Annotated in this window: 10 protein-coding genes, 2 tRNA genes and 2 rRNA genes; 9 read left to right on the top strand and 5 right to left on the bottom strand. The window is 42.9% G+C overall.

Annotated features, from left to right (window positions below):
- The first annotated feature begins 18 nt into the window (after positions 1-18).
- The 5 genes from HMPREF1532_RS19995 to rodA all read left to right on the top strand — a co-directional run bounded on the left by HMPREF1532_RS19995 (position 19) and on the right by rodA (position 5845).
- Positions 19-1041 (top strand): rod shape-determining protein, encoded by a 1023-nt coding sequence (locus HMPREF1532_RS19995; RefSeq protein ID WP_002562696.1) that lies wholly within the window; start codon positions 19-21, stop codon positions 1039-1041.
- A 167-nt stretch (positions 1042-1208) separates the two neighbouring features.
- Positions 1209-2051, top strand: a complete 843-nt coding sequence (mreC, locus tag HMPREF1532_RS19990) for a rod shape-determining protein MreC (RefSeq protein WP_005934567.1) — start codon at positions 1209-1211, stop codon at positions 2049-2051.
- Positions 2051-2548: a rod shape-determining protein MreD gene (gene mreD, locus HMPREF1532_RS19985; protein ID WP_005934565.1), complete on the top strand. Its 498-nt coding sequence runs from the start codon at positions 2051-2053 to the stop codon at positions 2546-2548. The genes mreC and mreD overlap by 1 nt, the downstream gene beginning before the upstream one ends.
- Before the next feature lie 2 nt (positions 2549-2550).
- Positions 2551-4407 (top strand): penicillin-binding transpeptidase domain-containing protein, encoded by a 1857-nt coding sequence (locus HMPREF1532_RS19980; RefSeq protein ID WP_005934563.1) that lies wholly within the window; start codon positions 2551-2553, stop codon positions 4405-4407.
- Complete coding sequence (gene rodA, locus HMPREF1532_RS19975; protein ID WP_005934561.1) at positions 4388-5845, top strand: rod shape-determining protein RodA; 1458 nt, start codon at positions 4388-4390, stop codon at positions 5843-5845. Before HMPREF1532_RS19980 ends, rodA begins: the two co-directional genes overlap by 20 nt.
- 67 nt (positions 5846-5912) lie before the next feature.
- Here the strand turns inward: rodA and HMPREF1532_RS19970 are convergent, their stop codons facing one another.
- From HMPREF1532_RS19970 to HMPREF1532_RS19950, 5 genes are all read right to left on the bottom strand, one after another.
- The gene (locus HMPREF1532_RS19970) at positions 5913-6398 is read right to left on the bottom strand and encodes a gliding motility lipoprotein GldH (protein ID WP_025819458.1); all 486 of its coding nucleotides are present in this window, start codon (positions 6396-6398) and stop codon (positions 5913-5915) included.
- Positions 6376-7875 (bottom strand): PSP1 domain-containing protein, encoded by a 1500-nt coding sequence (locus HMPREF1532_RS19965; protein WP_005934554.1) that lies wholly within the window; start codon positions 7873-7875, stop codon positions 6376-6378. The genes HMPREF1532_RS19970 and HMPREF1532_RS19965 overlap by 23 nt, the downstream gene beginning before the upstream one ends.
- A 108-nt stretch (positions 7876-7983) precedes the next feature.
- Positions 7984-9093, bottom strand: coding sequence for a DNA polymerase III subunit (locus HMPREF1532_RS19960; RefSeq protein ID WP_005934551.1), 1110 nt, complete (start codon positions 9091-9093; stop codon positions 7984-7986).
- A gap of 101 nt (positions 9094-9194) precedes the next feature.
- Complete coding sequence (gene metF, locus HMPREF1532_RS19955; protein WP_005934550.1) at positions 9195-10148, bottom strand: methylenetetrahydrofolate reductase [NAD(P)H]; 954 nt, start codon at positions 10146-10148, stop codon at positions 9195-9197.
- A gap of 1167 nt (positions 10149-11315) precedes the next feature.
- On the bottom strand, positions 11316-11498 hold the full coding sequence (locus HMPREF1532_RS19950; RefSeq protein ID WP_005929179.1) for a hypothetical protein: 183 nt from the start codon (positions 11496-11498) through the stop codon (positions 11316-11318).
- A 566-nt stretch (positions 11499-12064) separates the two neighbouring features.
- Between HMPREF1532_RS19950 and HMPREF1532_RS19940 the strand changes: the two genes are divergently transcribed.
- The 4 genes from HMPREF1532_RS19940 to HMPREF1532_RS19925 form a co-directional block, all read left to right on the top strand.
- Positions 12065-13587, top strand: a 16S ribosomal RNA gene (locus HMPREF1532_RS19940).
- Positions 13588-13740: 153 nt separating this feature from the next.
- Positions 13741-13814 (top strand) — tRNA-Ile (locus HMPREF1532_RS19935).
- Positions 13815-13896: 82 nt separating this feature from the next.
- Positions 13897-13970 (top strand) — tRNA-Ala (locus HMPREF1532_RS19930).
- A gap of 192 nt (positions 13971-14162) precedes the next feature.
- Positions 14163-15472: ribosomal RNA gene (locus HMPREF1532_RS19925) — 23S ribosomal RNA — on the top strand; the annotation flags it as partial.

The raw sequence follows: 15472 nt of genomic DNA, 5'->3' as shown, positions 1-15472 counted from the left end.
GTTAAATCGTAAATATACATGGGATTATTCTCTTTTACACAAGAAATAGCGATGGACTTGGGAACCGCCAATACCATCATCATTACCAATGGTAAGATTGTGGTAGACGAACCGTCGGTGGTGGCTTTGGACCGTCGTACTGATAAGATGATCGCCGTGGGTGAGAAGGCAAAGATGATGCACGAAAAGACCCACGAAAATATACGTACCATCCGTCCGCTTCGCGACGGTGTAATAGCCGATTTCTATGCTTGTGAACAGATGATGCGCGGACTCATCAAACAGGTGAATACCCGTAGTCATTTATTCTCTCCTTCACTTCGCATGGTGATCGGAGTGCCTTCGGGTAGTACGGAAGTTGAACTTCGTGCGGTTCGTGACTCTGCCGAGCATGCCGGTGGTCGTGATGTATATTTGGTATTTGAACCTATGGCTGCTGCTATCGGCATCGGTATCGATGTAGAGGCGCCGGAAGGCAATATGATTGTCGATATAGGTGGTGGTTCTACCGAAATTGCTGTTATTTCATTGGGTGGTATTGTTTCCAATAATTCTATCCGTATTGCTGGTGACGATCTTACTGCCGATATTCAGGAGTATATGAGTCGTCAGCACAATGTGAAAGTCAGCGAGCGTATGGCGGAGCGTATTAAGATCAATGTAGGTGCTGCGCTTACCGAGTTGGGCGATGATGCCCCTGAAGATTATATTGTTCACGGTCCGAATCGTATCACTGCGCTTCCGATGGAAGTTCCCGTATGTTATCAGGAAGTGGCTCATTGTCTGGAAAAGTCAATTTCCAAGATTGAAACGGCCGTATTGAGTGCATTGGAAAATACACCTCCTGAGTTGTATGCCGATATAGTTCATAATGGCATTTATCTGGCGGGCGGTGGTGCCTTGCTTCGTGGACTCGATAAACGTCTGACGGATAAGATTAATATACCTTTCCACATTGCGGAAGATCCGCTTCATGCTGTAGCAAAGGGAACAGGTGTGGCATTAAAGAACATAGATCGCTTCTCATTCTTGATGAGATAAATAATGTGCTAATATGCCAATGTGCCAATATGCCAATTGGCTGCGCTGTTATGCTGAAGAGTAATTAGTATATGGGTGCTATAATTGGCACATTGGCATATTGTTTACATTAACACATTCCTTAATTGTTGCATTCTCTTAATTGGCACATTGAATAATTATTAATCATGCGGAATTTACTGAATTTTCTTCTTAAGTACAATTACTGGCTTCTCTTCATATTATTGGAGGTGATCTGTTTTGTGCTGTTATTCCGTTTTAATAATTATCAGCAGAGTGTTTTTTTTACATCCGCTAATGTCGTTGCCGGAAAGGTTTATGAGGTTTCAGGCGGTATTTCTTCTTATTTCCATCTAAAATCGGTAAATGAGGATTTGCTGGATCGTAATATGGCTCTCGAACAGCAAATAACTAATTTGGAAAACAGATTGAAAGATTATCGGATAGATTCTATAACCATGAATAGTATTCGATATCTGGAACAGGCCGATTATAAGATATTCAAGGCGCATGTCATTCGGAATAGTTTGAATCAAGCCGATAATTATATCACATTGGATAAGGGCTCTTCGTCCGGTATCCGTCCCGAAATGGGAGTGATAGATGGCAACGGTGTGGTTGGTATTGTTTATAAGACATCCCCTTCTTATTCACTGGTTATCTCGGTTTTAAACAGTAAGTCGAGTATCAGTTGTAAAATTATCGGCAGTGAATATTTTGGTTATTTGAAGTGGGAATATGGTGATTCTCGGTATGCTTATTTAAAGGATCTGCCCCGCCATGCGGAGTTCAATCTTGGGGATACGGTGGTAACAAGCGGTTATTCTACTGTTTTTCCGGCAGGGGTGATGGTAGGCACGGTAGACGATATGTCCGATTCTAATGATGGACTTTCCTATTTGCTGAAAATAAAATTAGCTACTGATTTTGGTAAATTAGGTAATGTCAGAGTGATTTCCCGAAATGGGCAGGGAGAACAGAGGGAACTTGAAAATATGAGTACAAAATAATGATGACAAGCTATATACATAGAATGGGATGGTTTGTGGGATTGGTTCTTTTGCAAGTGCTGATCCTGAATAATGTTCATATAGCAGGATATGCTACTCCCTTTCTATATGTCTATTTCATCTTAAAATTCGCTTCCGGCACTTCTCGTAACGAATTGATGCTTTGGGCTTTCTTTCTGGGACTTACGGTCGATATATTTTCTGATACTCCGGGGATGAATGCGGCGGCGACTGTGTTTTTAGCTTTTGTGCGTCCCACTTTTCTGCGTTTGTTTACACCTCGTGACACATTGGATAGTATCATCCCTTCTATCCGGACGATGGGGATTTCCTCTTTTCTGAAATTTGCGGTGACAAGTGTTTTTGTGCATCATTTGGTTTTGCTCGGTATTGAGTTCTTTTCATTTTCCAGCATACCGCTGTTGTTGTTAAGAGTAGTTGCATGTACTTTGCTGACCGTAACCTGTATTATGGCTATTGAAGGAATAAGGAGATAGACATGGCAAAAGATTATGTATTAGAGAAACGAAAATTTGTCATTGGAGGAGTAGCTGTCTGCATTGTTCTTATCTACATGATGCGGCTTTTCTTTTTGCAGATATCTACGGATGATTATAAAAAAAATGCCGATAGTAACGCTTTTTTGAATAAGATACAATACCCTTCACGTGGTGCAATGTACGATCGTAATGGGAAACTGCTTGTGTTTAATCAGCCGGCATACGACATAACGGTTGTACCTAAAGAAGTGGAGGAGTTGGATACACTCGATTTATGCCAGGCATTGAATATCACTCGGGAGCAGTTTTTGAAAATCATGGCTGATATGAAAGACCGTCGGAGGAATCCGGGATACTCGAGATATACCAATCAGTTGTTTATGTCGCAACTGTCGGCAGAAGAGTGTGGCGTATTTCAGGAAAAGTTGTTTAAGTTCCCCGGTTTTTATATTCAGAGACGTACGATCCGGCAGTATACCTATAACTCGGCTGCTCATGCTTTGGGGGATATTGGAGAAGTTTCGATGCGGGATATTGAAAATGATGACTATTATATCCGTGGCGATTATATAGGAAAGCAGGGGGTTGAGAAATCCTACGAGAAGTATCTCCGTGGCGAGAAAGGTGTTGAGATCTTGCTTCGGGATGCGCATGGACGTATTCAGGGGCATTATATGGATGGGCAATTCGATCGTCCTTCCGTTCCCGGCAAAAATCTGACTTTGGGATTGGATATCGACTTACAAATGTTAGGGGAGCGACTGCTAAAGAATAAAATCGGTAGCATTGTTGCTATTGAACCGGCGACAGGAGAGATATTGTGTCTGGTCTCTTCTCCGGATTTTGATCCTCATCTGATGATTGGCCGCCAACGCGGTAAGAATCATCTGATGCTTCAACGTGATAAGCAAAAACCTTTGCTGAATCGGGCATTGATGGGTGCTTATCCTCCGGGATCTACTTTTAAGGCTGCCCAGGCACTGACTTTTCTGCAAGAAGGAATTATTCAGGAAAATACTCCGATGTTTCCGTGCTATCACGGCTTTATACATGGAAGTTTAAAAGTGGGATGTCATGGTCATGCTTCTCCATTGCCATTGGTTCCGGCATTGGCTACTTCATGTAACTCTTATTTCTGTTGGGGCTTGTACCGGATGTTTGGTGATCGTAAATACGGTTCTCCGCAGAATGCAATAACGGTGTGGAAAGACCACATGGTTTCCCAAGGTTTCGGTTACAGGTTGGGAGTGGATCTGCCTGGTGAGGGCCGGGGACTTATCCCTAATGCTGCTTTCTACGATAAACCCTATAAAGGGCGATGGAACGGATTGACGGTTATCAGTATTGCTATCGGACAAGGAGAAATTCTGGCTACTCCTTTGCAGATTGCCAATCTGAGCGCAACGATTGCCAATCGGGGACATTTCATCACTCCGCATATTGTGAAAGAAATTCAGGATAATGAAATCGACAGCCTTTATCGTACTCCACGTGTACCGACTATCGATCGGATTCATTATGAAGAGGTTGTGAAAGGAATGCGTGCTGCTGTGACAGGAGGGACTTGTAGAACGGCCGGCTATATTTTCCCGGACGGTGAAATCTGTGGTAAAACCGGAACAGCTCAAAATCGTGGGCACGACCACTCTGTTTTTATGGGCTTTGCTCCGATGAACAATCCCAAAATAGCGATTGCCGTCTATGTGGAAAATGGAGGATTCGGTGCGACTTACGGAGTACCGATCGGTGCTTTGATGATGGAACAGTATTTAAATGGGAAACTTTCTCCTGCCAGTGAAGTAAAGGCAGCCGAGTTTAGTGATAGAATAATAATGTATGGTAACGAGGAACGATAGTTTGTGGAAGACACTGGATTGGGTAACAATTGCCATTTACCTGCTCCTTATCATAGCCGGATGGTTTAGTGTTTGCGGAGCCAGCTATGATTATGGGGAACGGGATTTTCTGGATTTCTCTACCCGTGCCGGTAAGCAATTTATGTGGATTATCTGCTCGTTTGGGCTGGGTTTTATCCTGTTGATGCTCGAGGACAGGATGTACGATATGTTTTCTTATATTATATATATAGGAATGATGTTGTTGCTGATTGCTACTATATTTATAGGAAGTGATATCAAGGGGTCTAATTCGTGGATAAAGTTAGGGCCTGTCAATTTACAACCGGCAGAATTCGCCAAATTTGCTACGGCATTAGTCTTGGCTAAATATATAAATTCTTATTCTTTTAATATAAAGAAAGGCAAATGTTTTCTGGCTCTGCTTGCTTTTATCCTGCTCCCTATGGGGCTTATCATTTTGCAGAGAGAAACAGGATCGGCATTGGTGTATCTGGCTTTCTTCCTGGTGCTTTATCGTGAAGGGATGCCGGGAGTAGTGCTTTTTTCCGGTGTTTGTGCGGTTGTCTATTTTGTTGTCGGTATTCGTTTCGATCAGGTGTTTATAGCCGACACGCCTACTCCCATTGGAGAGTTCTCGGTTCTGTCCATGATACTGCTGTTTGCCGGGGGAATGGTATGGGTATACCGGAAAAAGTGGGAACCCGTTCGGAATATTCTTGGCGGAAGCTTATTGATTATGTTGATTGCTTTCCTTGTCTCGGAATTTATTGTCCCGTTCAATTTGGTGTGGGTACAGTGGGGGCTATGTGTTGTTGTGGTAGGTTATTTGTTATTTCTCTCTTTGAGTGAGCGTCAAAAGTCTTATATGCTGATCGGACTTTTTTTAATAGGTTCTGTCGGTTTTCTTTATTCCAGTGATTATGTATTCGATAATATTCTCGAGCCACATCAACAGATTCGTATCAAAGTGGTATTGGGGTTGGAAGAAGATTTGACGGGTGCCGGATATAATGTAAATCAGTCTAAAATAGCCGTAGGTTCTGGTGGCCTTACAGGGAAGGGCTTTTTGAATGGTACTCAGACGAAACTGAAATATGTACCGGAACAGGATACGGATTTCATTTTTTGTACGGTAGGTGAGGAGCAAGGCTTTGTCGGTTCTTCTATTGTCTTGTTGTTGTTTTTGGCATTGATTCTCCGGCTTATCGTAGTATCCGAACGTCAACCGTCGGCATTTGGGCGGGTATATGGATATTCCGTGCTTAGTATCTTTCTGTTCCACGTCTTTATTAATATCGGTATGGTGCTCGGATTGACGCCTGTCATTGGTATCCCCCTACCGTTTTTTAGTTATGGGGGATCTTCTTTGTGGGGCTTTACGATTTTACTGTTTATCTTCCTGAGAATTGACGCGGGACGCGGAAGAAGGCTTTAATGGGAAATGGGAGAATGGAGAAGGGAGAGGTACTATACAGCATAATAGCGCAGCTACCTCTCCCATTTCAATTCTCCCTTCTTCCATCTATTTTTATCCCTATGTCATTGATGCCTTTCAGTATTTCGTCCTGCATTCCATGGATAATTTTAAGGGTATAGTTTCCCGGATGCTGTATGGCTATGGTACCGATGGGAAGTTCGGATTGGAATAAACTACCCCAACCTGTACCGTTCCATTTCCCTTCTTTATCTGCCAGAATCAGTAATAGTGTGTCTGTTTTCCAGACTGTGCTATCTTCTAAATTGTGACTGATTACAAGATACAGATTACGATAAACATAGTTACTCTTATTACGTATTTCTGCGGCGAGATTGAACTGAGTGAGTGAATCTTTAACCGGGATATCGAAAAAGAGTGTATCACTCTTTTTCCATCCTTCGGTGGGGATGGCATGGTAAGAGTGATACACGGTTTTCTTATCGCAGGCTGTTGCCAGAAAGACTACTGTTAAAAACAAAAGCCATATGTTATTCCTGTGCAGGGGTTTCATTTCTTTCTTTAGCCGGCTTTTCATTGTTTTGTGGTCTCTCGCTATTTTGAGACCTTTCTTCATTTTTTGGCCTGTCTCCGCGACGGTCATTGTTGTTCCGCGGCGGCCGGTTATTGTTTCTCGGACGGTCGTTACGTGGGCGTTGTTGTTCGTTGCCGTTACCGGGTTGTGAAGATTGCTGTCCTTCTGAATTGGGCTGCGGACGATTCGGACGATTGCCGTTTTCTCGTTGCGGACGTTCGGGACGGTTTCCACCTTCCCGTTGTGGACGGTTTCCATTCTCTTGTTGCGAGCGATTGCCATTCTCCTGTTGCGGTCGGTTTACTCTTCCTTCTCCTTCCTGTTGTGGTCGGTTGTTTTTCTTCTTTTTCTTGTTACGGTTTCCACCTTCACCTCCTTCTTTGCCCTCTTTTCGGCGGCGGTCACGGTCAAAACGGGTCAGACTTTCCTGCTCTACAAGGTCAACCGGTTTCTTGGGTTCTTGTTTATGTTCTTCTTCCAATAAACTATCCGGTTTGATTCCTCTTTTGTTTAAGCCGATTACTTCAAAGGCCCTTTTGCCACTGATGGTAACCAGATTGGCTGCAAATGTTTTATCTGTGGAGTAGGAAACTTGATTACTTAGGATGTCTGCTTTAAAGAAGTAGAATGTTCCGTCTTTCGTCTCCAGTTCGATTTCTTTTGATGGCAGACGTTTCTGTGCTTCTACATAGCAGTCTACTTCGTAGTTTAAGCAACATTTCAGTTTTGCACATTGTCCGGCGAGCTTTTGAGGATTTAACGATATATCCTGATAGCGGGCAGCACTTGTAGATACAGATACGAAACTTGTCATCCAAGTGGCACAACAAAGTTCCCGCCCACAAGGGCCTATACCGCCAATACGTCCGGCTTCCTGACGTGCACCGATCTGTTTCATCTCGATACGTACCCGAAATGCCTCCGCCAGAACTTTGATTAATTGGCGAAAATCCACCCGTTCGTCTGCGATATAATAGAAAATAGCTTTGTTACCGTCTCCCTGGTATTCCACATCTCCGATTTTCATGTTCAAGTTTAGATTGGCGGCAATCTGGCGTGAACGTATCATTGTGGCGTGTTCTTTGGCCTTCGCCTCGTCGAACTTCTCCATATCTACGGGTTTGGCTTTACGGTAGATACGTTTTATTTCCACATCCGGTTTGATGTTCGCTTTCCGCATTTGCAGCGGAACAAGGCGTCCGGTCAGTGTTACCACACCGATATCGTGTCCCGGTGTCGCTTCAACTGCCACAACATCTCCTTTTTCCAATTTTATTTTGTTACTGTTACGATAGTATCCTTTGCGGGTGTTCTTGAATTGAACCTCCACCATATCACTCTCTTCCGCATTGCCTGGTATATCTGCCAGCCAATCGTAAGTATTTAATTTGTTATCTTGTCGGGAACAACTTTTGCAGCAAAGGCCGCCGCTCCCATTATGTAATTTAAAGTCCATCTATATATTTACGATTTAACGATTTACAATTTAACGATTGAAATTTCCTTTCCCTCGTCTTTATTTCTCTTTTTTTTTCTTTCTCCCATCTCCATTCTTCCTTTTCTTTTAGCTTTTCAGCAGCACTATCATTTTCAATGAGAAATCGAAAAATACCATTTTCGCATTTACGTTTTGTTCGATGTGCTGTTGCGCTTCACTTAGTTCATCCATGATTCCCATTACATTTCGTTCATTGACAAACGGGGCAAATCGGGTTGCAAAGTTCTGTTCATCCGGTGTCATATAAATCAGGTCTTTCTGATGCAAGTTGTAGATAAAGTTTTCCCTTATCATCCGTTGACAGTAGGAGAGCAGGTTTTTCTGGCGTTCGCGCCCCATGCCTGCCACTTGCTCGCTCCACTGCTTCATTTCACGGATTTTCCGTTGATAAGAAAGCCGCATCAAACTGACAAAGAGCTCAAAAAACAGTTGATTCTCTTCATTGAGATGAATGGTTTCAAGTGCTTTGATAAAGTTTCCGTTGGCCAGATGGGCGATAGTCATGCTACTGCTTTGTTGTACTCCATATTTTTCCTGAAGAGCGTTTGCTATGCTCGTTTCATCTATTTTGCGGATGTTAAAACGCTGTGTACGACTCAGTATGGTAGGAAGAATCATGTCGGGAGCTTCGGAAACCAGTAGAAAAATAGTTTTCTCGGGTGGTTCTTCCAGAAGCTTCAGTAGTTTATTGGCACAGGGCAATTGCATTTTTTCAGGCAGCCAGATGATGGTGATTTTGAATCCGCCCTCACTTGATTTTAAGCTGAGCTTCTTCATGATTTCATCACTTTCTTTGGTGTAGATTACTGCTTGTGAATTTTCTGCATGAATCTCGTTCAGCCAATGATTGAGATTGAAATATGGGTTATTCAGTACCAATCGGCGCCATTCGGCTATATAATCGTCACTTCGTGCCGTTTTTATAACAGGAAATACGAAATGTACATCCGGGTGTACTAACTTATTAAATTTTACGCATGATGGACAAACACCGCAAGCATCGGTTGTGCCGCGATTGGTGCAACTGATGTAACGTGCATAGGCCAAGGCCAAAGGAAATTTTCCTACTCCCTCAGGGCCACAGATAAGCTGCGCATGCGGAATACGTCCTTCATTCACTTCTTGAATAAGTCGCTGCTTAGTCTCTTCTTGTCCGATTACATCTTTAAAAAACACGATTCTATATTCTAATTTTATTGGTTTCCATTAATTATTTATCAATCATTATTCATTAACCATCATCCATAGATTATAACTCATAAATCATCATTTATAAATCAATAAATCTCTTTTGCCACTTCTTTAATACTGTCTACGGCACCAATAGAGTAGAAATGGATGCTCGGTACGCCGTGTGCCATCAGTTCACGGCACTGTTTGATACACCATTCTACACCTACTTGCTGTACTTCGGCATCATTTTTGCACTTCAGTGTTTCTTTCACCAGATCATCCGGTAGGTCTACTTTGAATGTTTTCGGTATCATGCTTAGCTGAGAAGCTTTTTTGAAAGGCTTGATGCCCGGGATGATGGGGATATCGATGCCTTCTTTTCTGACTCTTTCCACAAATTCGAAATATCTCTGATTGTCATAAAAGAGTTGGGTTACTGCATATTCCGCTCCGGCTTCTACTTTCTTCTTTAGCCAATAGATGTCCGAGTCTATGTTGGGGGCTTCCTCATGTTTTTCGGGGTAGCAGGCCACACCGTAAGAAAACGGGGTATTGGTAACCTTCATTTCCGAGCCGTCCACGAATATTCCTTTGTTGAAGTTATTAATCTGTTCTTGCAACTCGATGGCGTGGTGATATCCGTCTCCTTCGGGAGTAAATATCGACTCATGCTTAGCTTTGTCTCCACGAAGAACCAGTAAATCGGTGATTCCCAGAAACTGCAAGTCGAGCAATACATACTCTGTCTCTTCCCGGGTGAAGCCGCTGCATAAGATATGCGGCACAACCGTGATATTGTATTTATTCTGAATGGCGGCCGCTACGGCTACGGTTCCCGGTCGTCTTCTTAACCTGTTGCGTTGAAACAGTCCGTTGCCCAAATCTTTGTATACGTATTCGCTTCGATGCGTGGTAATGTTGATATATTTGGGATCGAACTCGCGCAGGGTATCGATGTCTCGGCATAGTTTTTCAATTCCTGTACCCTTTAGTGGGGGAAGAATTTCGAAAGAGAAAGCTGTTTTCTCGTTGCTATGTATCAGGTCTATAACTCTCATTTATTTCTTGCAATTTTTTATTTCCGTTCGAAAACGTGCATATTGGGACAAAAATACGAAAAAAATGGAGAGATATTACATCTTGGGGGGAATATTGCCTGCATTTATTGATGCTTTTTTGAATTAAGTAAGATGAAGTCGTTATCGTTGCTATGATGAGGACAAAGTATTGTATGAAATTTGTTTTGATTGTTTTTGGTAATCGGTGCTTTTATGAAGCAAAGTACTCTTTTGCTTGCCACCCTTTGGGGTGAAATATGTGTTTGATATATAATACTTATTCCCTACTCTTTGTTCTTTGTAAAATTCTTCGGTCTCCTTTTCTTTTTTAAGTTTTTTGATCTTTACTTGTTAATTCAATAATTTGATATTTATTATGCTTGTTCTTTTGTCTATGTTTCTGGTAAAAGTGTATTTCTCATTATCTATTGTTCATCCATGTTTAAGAAGATGTTTGCTTTTTTTCTATTATTGATTGTTGTATCTGCCGCTTTTTTCAGAGAAAATTGTCATTTTTATACTGAAAAATGAATACATTTGTTTCCTTTCTTAATTTGCTGAATATCAACATGCTGTATTTTGCCCTTTTTCCTCGTAGAGAATCGGTTCGTTTCTCTACGAGATTCTATAGATTTCTCTACGAGGTTCTGATGCTTTTTCGTAGAGTCTTTCTTCTTGTGTTTCTAATGTGTGACATCTTCTTTTTTTGATATTCCTTTCTCTCTTTATTTTATGTAATAATAAATGTTTTAGCATCAAGCCTTTCGGCTTTGTATCCCTATTGTTTCCTTTCCATCAAATTTCTTTCTCTTATATATTAAGAGCCAGTTTAAATATTGTCCAAAAGAAGCTGATAAAACTTTTAAGAGGCAAACTTAAACATACTCTAAGTATCTTCCTGTCTTTCTTTCCTTCTGATATGTTTTTCTCTTTAGCTCTCTCTTTTTCCCATACCTAATTTTCAGTTTTCTTTCTTTCCTTCTTAGCGTCTTTGTTTTTTTAACCTTCCCTTTTACCTGTCTTTCCCCTTGATTTTAATAGTGTACTCTTTTATCCAATCAAAGTCTATACTTTAATCTGGTAATAGTCTATACTTTATTCTTTTATAACTCTATACTTTTGTCTGCCCTGCATCGGTCTTTTGCTATTTCTTTAATAATCAGCGTTTTATCCTTTTTCCTTTTTCTTCTTCCTTAATAATATCTTCCTTGTTTTTTTGATAACCTCGCCTTTTCTTTTCTTCTTTTCTTTTCCCCTTTTCTCTGCTTTCCCTTTTTTTTCTTCTTCTCTTTCTATTTTCCCCTTTCCCTTTTTCAATACTTTCTGCTTATATATATAATAAGGTGTCATTCTTTTCCCGTCTTTTTTTCTTTTTCCCCTTTCTTTCCTTTTTCTCTTCTTTCACATATTTCAAAATCAGCCTGTTATAAAAAACGTTTCATTTTTTTTGAAAAAAAAGTATCATATATTTTGTTCGTATTGTAAAATGCCCTACTTTTGCACCCGCTTTGCAAGAGAAGCAAGGCTGAATGATTGACATGGTGAGGGTGATTGGCAGTATGGAAACTTCCAGTTTTTTCTTTTTCCTTTCGCTTCAGAAGTGACCGGAAAAAAGAAAAATAAAAAAAAACTTCCGAAAACATTTGGAAGTAATGCCTGAAAGTTTCTATCTTTGCATCCGCTTTCCGAAAAGAAAAGCATTCAAAAAATAGTTCTTTGAAATATTGATAAACAATACAAGTAGTACGATTCTGTCTTATTAAGTTATGACAGATTAAAATTTAGAACCGTCAATACTTATAGTATAGGTATTAGAATGACGTCAATAGATTTACGGTATCCTGAACAGAGCAATATACTGCCGCGTTTTAATTGTTGATTCATTAATGATTGATTCGTGCAGTCACAATACTTTTACAATGAAGAGTTTGATCCTGGCTCAGGATGAACGCTAGCTACAGGCTTAACACATGCAAGTCGAGGGGCATCAGGGTGTAGCAATACACCGCTGGCGACCGGCGCACGGGTGAGTAACACGTATCCAACCTGCCCTTTACTCGGGGATAGCCTTTCGAAAGAAAGATTAATACCCGATGGTATAACATGACCTCCTGGTTTTGTTATTAAAGAATTTCGGTAGAGGATGGGGATGCGTTCCATTAGGCAGTTGGCGGGGTAACGGCCCACCAAACCTTCGATGGATAGGGGTTCTGAGAGGAAGGTCCCCCACATTGGAACTGAGACACGGTCCAAACTCCTACGGGAGGCAGCAGTGAGGAATATTGGTCAATGGGCGAGAGCCTGAACCAGCCAAGTAGCGTGAAGGATGACCGCCCTATGGGTTGTAAACTTCTTTTATATGGGAATAAAGGGTGCCACGTGTGGCATTTTGTATGTACCATATGAATAAGGATCGGCTAACTCCGTGCCAGCAGCCGCGGTAATACGGAGGATCCGAGCGTTATCCGGATTTATTGGGTTTAAAGGGAGCGTAGGTGGACATGTAAGTCAGTTGTGAAAGTTTGCGGCTCAACCGTAAAATTGCAGTTGATACTGCGTGTCTTGAGTACAGTAGAGGTGGGCGGAATTCGTGGTGTAGCGGTGAAATGCTTAGATATCACGAAGAACTCCGATTGCGAAGGCAGCTCACTGGACTGCAACTGACACTGATGCTCGAAAGTGTGGGTATCAAACAGGATTAGATACCCTGGTAGTCCACACAGTAAACGATGAATACTCGCTGTTTGCGATATACAGTAAGCGGCCAAGCGAAAGCATTAAGTATTCCACCTGGGGAGTACGCCGGCAACGGTGAAACTCAAAGGAATTGACGGGGGCCCGCACAAGCGGAGGAACATGTGGTTTAATTCGATGATACGCGAGGAACCTTACCCGGGCTTAAATTGCAAATGAATATGCCGGAAACGGCATAGCCGCAAGGCATTTGTGAAGGTGCTGCATGGTTGTCGTCAGCTCGTGCCGTGAGGTGTCGGCTTAAGTGCCATAACGAGCGCAACCCTTATCTTCAGTTACTAACAGGTTATGCTGAGGACTCTGGAGAGACTGCCGTCGTAAGATGTGAGGAAGGTGGGGATGACGTCAAATCAGCACGGCCCTTACGTCCGGGGCTACACACGTGTTACAATGGGGGGTACAGAAGGCCGCTACACAGCGATGTGATGCCAATCCCTAAAGCCCCTCTCAGTTCGGATCGAAGTCTGCAACCCGACTTCGTGAAGCTGGATTCGCTAGTAATCGCGCATCAGCCACGGCGCGGTGAATACGTTCCCGGGCCTTGTACACACCGCCCGTCAAGCCATGGGAGCCGGGGGTACCTGAAGTACGTAACCGCAAGGAGCGTCCTAGGGTAAAACTGGTGACTGGGGCTAAGTCGTAACAAGGTAGCCGTACCGGAAGGTGCGGCTGGAACACCTCCTTTCTGGAGCGATGCCGTAAAGGGCGTCCATTTCCGGTTCTGAATGTACTACTGGTACTTGTTTATTTATAGCATATAGATCGACCGTCTATATTATATTATAGATAGAGATAAACAAGAGAAAGAAGAAGCCGAGCCGCATGGCGAGGTTGAACTAGTCCTATAGCTCAGTTGGTTAGAGCGCTACACTGATAATGTAGAGGTCGGCAGTTCAACTCTGCCTGGGACTACTTCCGCAAGTCGACGCCTGGTGGATTGCGAGCCTGAAATTACACTTTCAACTCTCAACTTCCAACTTTCAACTTGTACGAAGGGGGATTAGCTCAGCTGGCTAGAGCATCTGCCTTGCACGCAGAGGGTCAACGGTTCGAATCCGTTATTCTCCACTCCGCTTCGGATTGCCGGTTGTCAAAGGACGACTGACAGTTTAGGGCAAACGATCTTTGACATGATGTACAAAAAGTAAATTTTAGTAAAGAGCTAAAAGTATATATCAAACCGTAGTGTTTCGATTTTGGATTCCTGATTATTAATTTTTAAATTCTTAATTATTGATTTCAAATCGATCCGGTGATATAAAGAAAGTAAGAAAGGGCGCATGGCGGATGCCTTGGCTCTCGGAGGCGATGAAGGACGTGATAAGCTGCGATAAGCTGCGGGTAGGTGCAAATAACCTTTGATCCGCGGATTTCCGAATGGGACAACCCAACCGGTTGAAGACCGGTTATCTATCCAATGATAGAGGCTAACGCAGGGAACTGAAACATCTTAGTACCTGCAGGAAAAGAAAATAAACAATGATTCCCCTAGTAGTGGCGAGCGAACGGGGATTAGCCCAAACCATGGATGTCACGGCATCCATGGGGTTGTAGGACCACGATGTCGCACGACATCTGACGAGTAGAACGATCTGGAAAGTTCGACCATAGACGGTGATAGTCCGGTACACGAAGTCAGACGAAGCGTAGTGGTATCCTGAGTAGCGCGGAGCACGAGGAATTCTGCGTGAACCAGCCGGGACCATCCGGTAAGGCTAAATACTCCCGAGAGACCGATAGCGAACCAGTACTGTGAAGGAAAGGTGAAAAGCACTTCGAATAGAAGAGTGAAATAGTCCCTGAAACCGTGCGCCTACAAGCGGTCGGAGCTGTTTTAAACAGTGACGGCGTGCCTTTTGCATAATGAACCTACGAGTTACTTTTACTGGCAAGGTTAAGCATCTTGAGATGTGTATCCGAAGCGAAAGCGAGTCTGAACAGGGCGTATAGTCAGTAGGAGTAGACGCGAAACCAAGTGATCTACCCTTGGGCAGGTTGAAGGTTAGGTAACACTAACTGGAGGACCGAACCGATAAGCGTTGAAAAGCTTCCGGATGACCTGAGGGTGGGGGTGAAAGGCTAATCAAACTTGGAGATAGCTCGTACTCCCCGAAATGCATTTAGGTGCAGCCTTGTGAGTTACTAATGTGAGGTAGAGCGACTGATAAGATGCGAGGGCTTCGCCGCCTATCAAGTCTTGATAAACTCCGAATGCGCATTAGTCCTATCACAGGAGTGAGGGCATGGGTGCTAAGGTCCATGTCCGAAAGGAGAAGAATCCAGACCATCAGCTAAGGTCCCCAAATAAATGCTAAGTTGAACTAACGAAGTCAGATTGCTAAGACAGCTAGGATGTTGGCTTGGAAGCAGCCATTCATTTAAAGAGTGCGTAACAGCTCACTAGTCGAGGAGTTTGGCGTGGATAATAATCGGGCATCAAGCATTTTACCGAAGCTATGGGATACGTAAGTATCGGTAGGGGAGCATTCCACTCGGCGTCGAAGGTGAAGCGCGAGCTTTGCTGGAGCGTGTGGAAAAGCAAATGTAGGTATAAGTAACGATAAAGGGGG

This window comes from Bacteroides salyersiae WAL 10018 = DSM 18765 = JCM 12988 (assembly GCF_000381365.1).
GTDB lineage: Bacteria > Bacteroidota > Bacteroidia > Bacteroidales > Bacteroidaceae > Bacteroides > Bacteroides salyersiae.
This window is presented reverse-complemented; position numbering and strand designations above follow the sequence as displayed.

What these genes read in the sequence shown, in the direction of transcription:
- HMPREF1532_RS19995 (WP_002562696.1), top strand. Translation starts at nt 19, where the DNA reads ATGGGATTATTCTCTTTTACACAAGAAATAGCGATGGACTTGGGAACC.
- mreC (WP_005934567.1), top strand. Translation starts at nt 1,209, where the DNA reads ATGCGGAATTTACTGAATTTTCTTCTTAAGTACAATTACTGGCTTCTC.
- mreD (WP_005934565.1), top strand. Translation starts at nt 2,051, where the DNA reads ATGATGACAAGCTATATACATAGAATGGGATGGTTTGTGGGATTGGTT.
- HMPREF1532_RS19980 (WP_005934563.1), top strand. Translation starts at nt 2,551, where the DNA reads ATGGCAAAAGATTATGTATTAGAGAAACGAAAATTTGTCATTGGAGGA.
- rodA (WP_005934561.1), top strand. Translation starts at nt 4,388, where the DNA reads ATGGTAACGAGGAACGATAGTTTGTGGAAGACACTGGATTGGGTAACA.
- HMPREF1532_RS19970 (WP_025819458.1), bottom strand. Translation starts at nt 6,398, where the DNA reads ATGAAACCCCTGCACAGGAATAACATATGGCTTTTGTTTTTAACAGTA.
- HMPREF1532_RS19965 (WP_005934554.1), bottom strand. Translation starts at nt 7,875, where the DNA reads ATGGACTTTAAATTACATAATGGGAGCGGCGGCCTTTGCTGCAAAAGT.
- metF (WP_005934550.1), bottom strand. Translation starts at nt 10,148, where the DNA reads ATGAGAGTTATAGACCTGATACATAGCAACGAGAAAACAGCTTTCTCT.
- HMPREF1532_RS19950 (WP_005929179.1), bottom strand. Translation starts at nt 11,498, where the DNA reads ATGACACCTTATTATATATATAAGCAGAAAGTATTGAAAAAGGGAAAG.